The following is a 5,399-nucleotide window of genomic DNA, read 5'->3' as shown; positions in this document are numbered from 1 at the left end:
CTTGTCTCCGGATGAGTTTATGCCTTTGTGTTTGCAGTTATCCCGTGAGGAGTTGTTGGAGCGATTTGGCGATCGCCCATCTTAAACATATCCTTTGGAAATAAATTCCCTTCCTGTCAGCCACAACCGAAACATTTGCCCTCTCCCCTGGGAAAGGGCAAAATCTGATAGACAAACCTTGACAGCCAACTAAACTGAGACTTATTCTATACTCTAGGGTAAGCTACTGAATATACACCCAGGTGTAGAGCCATGGACTTCTCAGAGATTCAGCCGGTATCGCTCAACTCCCATCTTGGGCAACCGATTTCGATTAATAACGCTGCCGATCTAAGTCTGTGTTTTAACAGTATGGCTAATGTGGGCGATCGCGTCGAGATGTTCTTCTCCATCGCCGAAAACGACCCCAAAACAGCTATCCGCTCCTTCATCACCGTCATCCGCAATTCCACCAGCGCCCCCATTCGCGCTCTAGCCATTCAAAGCTTAGGGAAAGTTGCCCAACCCTACAAGCAAGCCTTAGCCTCTTGTGAATCTCAAGAAAGCCAAGAATTATTAAAGCTCCTCTGTGCTGAAGTTCAAAGTCGAAAAAACGATCTCACCGCTTGGGCTGCCCTAGAAGCCTTGAAAGAAATTGGATTTTCTCCAGACAATATCCAGCATCCTGAAGGAGGTAACTTATCTGAGCCGCTTAGACGAATTCAAAATGAACTTCTAGACCGGCAAATTGCACAAATAACTAAAATCAAACCAGCCAATACTAGAGGACAGACCACCGCAGAATATGAAAGGGTTTTAGAGTTTTGGGCTTATGGCCCAATATCAGAATTATTTAATGAAAATCTTGGGCACTTTAATTACTTAAACCTTGTCCGAGATGTTCTTCACCTTACTCAACTTCGAGGAGTCCAGTTAGGGTTAAGTGCCTATAACCCAACCGTTAGACAAGAGTCTTTTACAAAAGCTCAGGCAATATTTCGATCGTACTCTCAATCCAAAGATAAAAAATTTAAGACAACATTGGGGGAAACTCTCAAGATCCGTTTCTTGAAAGAAGAGAAAAGTGAAGACAGTGATTTGCAAAAGCTGACTCAGGCAATTTTATTAGACCAGCCTATAGAAATTAATGTTGACACTGTACTTTTGGAAAGAATGACCATTCCGGAGATAGAAGATAGTATAGAGTTGCTCAAGGAACGATGCTATGATATGTCTGCAATCTTTGCATCAGGAATAGAAGTTTCAAGTGACTCTTCTATAAATAGCTTTTTGATCGCGAATAAGGACAAGTATCTGAAAGAACCTCAAGAATGGATTGAAAGACTTGAACAGAAAATCGAACTAGTAAAAAAAGAGCAATGCAAAATCGATTATAACATCAATCTTTTTAATGAAATCCTGAATGAAGTCCGTTACTTGTGTGATCAAATTCCTTATCATCCTGAGACTTTGTATTCTTTAGAAACAAAATATTTAAATCTGGGTTTAGTACCAAATAATTATAGTAATTTACGGAAAATTTCAAGTCTAATAAAGAATATCAAAAGTGACTTTATTTGTGAGATTTTAAAAATAAAAGAAGAAATAAACCTCCAAATAAACAAAATAAATCATGAAGAAAAGAACCTTTCACGGAGTGGATGCGGATGCGGTTTGCTTATGTTAGCAATAAATATTGAGATTGGAACACTAATATTTACGTGGATTATTATATACATTATAGAAAAATTAATTGATTGGATTGGAAACGAAACAGTTTTGCAGTCTACAATTTTGGAATATTTATTAGTAGGATTATTCTTGTTCATGTCTATATCTATCCCCATACTCATACTTATATTTATATATATATCAGAAAAAAAACGCATAAAAAGAAAACATGAAAAAATTGATCAAAAAATTGATCGTCTGGCTGAAAAAATTAAACCACTGGATAGTATTATAAACAAATTGAATGATAAATGGCAGTCATGAACTCAAAAAAATGTCTATATTTTGAAGTTCGCCTGGCAAGAGGTGTCAATAGGAAAAATTCTATAAATACGATAGATGTGCGATTATCAAATTATCAAATAGTTTTGAAATCACTAATTCAACTCTGTACTCAGGTTGTAGTTTCTTGGCGATATGTGTATTCTCAATCAGCGCATCAATCCCCTAAACTATATCTCCTAATTAATACATCCTCTACAGAAAAGTGTGACAATATCATCTCTATTCTCACAAAAGGGAATATCAGCCGGTTTTACGATTTTCGATTGATCGATATTCGTGAAGCGGCTTATTCTATTAATGAGATAAATTCCATCGGCGAAGTCATTAAACATGCAGAATTAATCAATCCACCCGGATTAACTGGATACCTACCCCATAGTTTTGAAACCCATTTACAAGACAATGACTTTTCCTTACTCAACTTCCTACAACGCGCCGGATATCAAGACTTAATCTTAGAAATTTCCCTAAAAACCCATAACCCTGCAACCGAACCCACCCATTGGAAACCCGCACTCGACGACTTAGTAGAGCGCCTCAACAAAAGCGAACATCGCAAAAACCATGAAACCAACCAAGCGCTCCAACTCTACAGAAAATATCAAAATCATTACGCCAACACTCAGCTTTTCACCTACAACATCAAAGCATTAGGAAAAAATTCCACCGATACCTTTGCCATTCTGCAAACCCTACTCGAACTCACTACTCCCAACACCACCAAACGCATCCCCCCCATTCTCACCTTTCAACCCGGTGATGCTCGATTCCAAGAGCATTTAAAAGCCACCGAAACCGTGCAACTTGTCCACACTCTAGACTGGGAAGGTTGGCAAACAGAAACCGGTAAGCAACTCCAACAAAAACTAATCAAAGACACCATTCAATCCGGTGGCATCCTCAGCAGCTTAGATGATGGTTCCCTCAGTTTTCCCACCATTTCCTCCCGTTCCACCTTCTCTCAACCCCAACAACCCACCCTCTCTGCCTCCACTAATGCCAACCCTAACCCCAATTCCAGCGATTTAGTCTTACGAAAAGATTCATCCCTCGCCAAAATCTTCCAACCCCAACATCCCAAAGTCGAACACTTAAAACCCCTACAGCGACTCACCACCTACGAAGAAATCCAAGGCTTCTTGCAATTCTTCACTCCTCCCCCATCCACCACAACCACCAACCCACCCACCCTATCCGCAGAAGAAATCTTTAACCAATACAAACACCTGATTACCTCAGACACCTACATCATCGGACTCGATGACAACAGTAACCCAGTCACCTCCAGTTGGGCCGAAATTCCCCATCGCCTAATTGCAGGTTTACCCGGTTCCGGAAAAACCAACTTCATCAACTGGCTCATCTTCCAATTCTTATATATCAACCCCAAGCGAAAAATCTATATCGCTGACTTTGGCGGCGTTGATTTCCAATTCCTGAAGAGACTTCCCTTAGCGGTCGAAATTGTCGATACGCCTGAAGATTGCCAAAAGCTAGTTGAAACCATTCATGAACAAGAATATGAACAACGTTTACAACTGATGCAAGAGCATGAAGTTGATAATCTCAAATCACTTCGGGAAGAAGGGGTAGACATAGACCGTACTCTCTGGGTCATTGATGAAGCGGCTGATATTGCCGACGAATCGAGTAAATTGAAAAACTCTATCGAAAAATACCTCAAACAATATGCTCGCAAAGGTCGAAAATATGGGATACAAGTCCTCTATTGTACCCAGCGACCCACGACTGAAGTGATTACCAAACAAGTCACCGACCAATGTGAAGAAAAAGTCGTATTTAGAGTTTCCGCCGATTCTAGCCAACGCATTTTATATGATACCATTGCCGGAGACATTCCCAAAAATGCTCCCGGTCGAGCCTGGTTAGATGGTTCTGCGGGTAAACTGTTTGTGAACGTTCCCAAAATGGACAAACCTCAAGGAACAAAAATTCCGATATCAAAGACCCTCTGGCGCTATTTTGAATCTAAGTAATATGATGTCTACTCAATCAGTTATGATCAGTCATTGCGAACGGAACGTAGTGGAGTGAAGCAATCTCATAATCTCGCTAGTCTCGGCGATTACTTCCCTGCGGTCGCAATGACAACTAGACATAACATATTTTCTTTCCAATTACAGGAGCAAATCTTATGAGCTTATCCGAAAGTATCGATGAATTTCGCAGCAAGATTAACCAACTGGTTGACCAACTCGAACAAGTCAGCAGTTCATCCCAAACTATTCCTTCCACAGAAGTCGATCAACTTACCCAAAAATTAGCTGAACTAATGGAAAACTTAGAAGAAGCAGATGGTCAAATGCGAACTTCTACTGAGTTATTAGACGAAATCATAAGAACCTGGGGTTAAAATCATGCCCCTAGCAGAAGAAATTGTCACCTTTCAAAGGCGGATTCATCAATCTTTGAACGGTTTCTATGAGATTCAGAAACTATCTGAAGCATTAAAATCTTGTGAAACGGATGAACTTCGCGAACGATTCGCTGAAATTCAAGATTTGTGTGAAGGAGGAATATTTGATATTAAACAACTCATTGAACACCTGCATGACATCAACCGTCAATGGGGTTCAAAATCTCTAGACAGCTTTAAGTCTGTATCCTCCATTGCAAAATCAAAAAATTCCCCTCTATCTTCTCGCACTAAGACTTCTACCCGTAAAACCGTTGGGCAGAACTCAGATTCTCTATTGTTCGCTAAAGACGAAATCAAAGGAGGACTCTTTAATGAGACTTGTGTTAATGAGATAGAGCCTAATCTCAAAGGAATTTACCATATCTGGGAATCTCCTGAAGTCCAATACATCGGCAAATCAGACGACTGCATACGCGGACGCTTGGAAAAACATTTAAACGGAAAAGGCAACAAAAGAATTGCAAAAGCGATTCAATCGGGTGCAGAGTTAGTCTTTTCCTACTGGGAATCTCCCCATCCCACCTACGAAGAAGCGCTTGAGATCGCGAGACTTAAAAAGACCGGATTTTTGAATAATCAGAAGCGCGAAAGAAAACCCTTAATTATTTATTTAGATGATGATTAATGGAATGATGAAGATCGAGATTAAGCCACAAACCTTGCAAGATTATCTGAACATAAAGTATCCCATTACACTATACCCAGAAGCAGAGGGAGGGTATACGGTGGCGATCGCCCCAACTGTAATAAAATAGAGTATCAATCCTATCCAACCGCTCTCTTGTCGTGACGCGCCAACCCCACGATCAATTTGCCAAGCAGTACCTCAAAGAACTGCTCGAACCCCTGGGATTCGTAGAAATTAGCCGGGAAATTCCAGGGGAAACTCTGGCTATTGACCTGATCTTCGAGCCATCCCCTAAACCGCCAAACAACCCTCCAGCCTTGGGTTTACTCTCTCAAC

At 40.6% G+C, this 5,399-nt stretch carries 5 protein-coding genes; all 5 read left to right on the top strand.

All coding sequences use genetic code 11. The features are described 5' to 3' along the window. Positions 1-252: 252 nt before the first annotated feature. Positions 253-1,974 carry a hypothetical protein gene (locus PMG25_RS01720; protein ID WP_283765187.1) on the top strand — a complete coding sequence of 574 codons (1,722 nt, stop codon included), beginning with the start codon at positions 253-255 and terminating at the stop codon, positions 1,972-1,974. Between the two features lie 284 nt (positions 1,975-2,258). Next, entirely contained in the window at positions 2,259-3,992 is a 1,734-nt protein-coding gene (locus PMG25_RS01715) for an FtsK/SpoIIIE domain-containing protein (protein WP_283765186.1), read from the top strand. Positions 3,993-4,150: 158 nt separating this feature from the next. Continuing rightward, positions 4,151-4,369: a hypothetical protein gene (locus PMG25_RS01710; protein ID WP_283765185.1), complete on the top strand. Its 219-nt coding sequence runs from the start codon at positions 4,151-4,153 to the stop codon at positions 4,367-4,369. Between the two features lie 4 nt (positions 4,370-4,373). Beyond that, positions 4,374-5,060, top strand: a complete 687-nt coding sequence (locus PMG25_RS01705; protein WP_283765184.1) for a GIY-YIG nuclease family protein — start codon at positions 4,374-4,376, stop codon at positions 5,058-5,060. 4 nt (positions 5,061-5,064) lie between these two features. Further along, positions 5,065-5,190 carry a hypothetical protein gene (locus tag PMG25_RS01700; RefSeq protein WP_283765183.1) on the top strand — a complete coding sequence of 42 codons (126 nt, stop codon included), beginning with the start codon at positions 5,065-5,067 and terminating at the stop codon, positions 5,188-5,190. Positions 5,191-5,399 lie beyond the last annotated feature (209 nt).

The sequence above is a fragment of the Roseofilum capinflatum BLCC-M114 genome, assembly GCF_030068505.1.
GTDB classification, from domain to species: domain Bacteria; phylum Cyanobacteriota; class Cyanobacteriia; order Cyanobacteriales; family Desertifilaceae; genus Roseofilum; species Roseofilum capinflatum.
This window is presented reverse-complemented; position numbering and strand designations above follow the sequence as displayed.

What these genes read in the sequence shown, in the direction of transcription:
- PMG25_RS01710 (WP_283765185.1), top strand. Translation starts at nt 4,151, where the DNA reads ATGAGCTTATCCGAAAGTATCGATGAATTTCGCAGCAAGATTAACCAA.
- PMG25_RS01720 (WP_283765187.1), top strand. Translation starts at nt 253, where the DNA reads ATGGACTTCTCAGAGATTCAGCCGGTATCGCTCAACTCCCATCTTGGG.
- PMG25_RS01705 (WP_283765184.1), top strand. Translation starts at nt 4,374, where the DNA reads ATGCCCCTAGCAGAAGAAATTGTCACCTTTCAAAGGCGGATTCATCAA.
- PMG25_RS01700 (WP_283765183.1), top strand. Translation starts at nt 5,065, where the DNA reads ATGATGAAGATCGAGATTAAGCCACAAACCTTGCAAGATTATCTGAAC.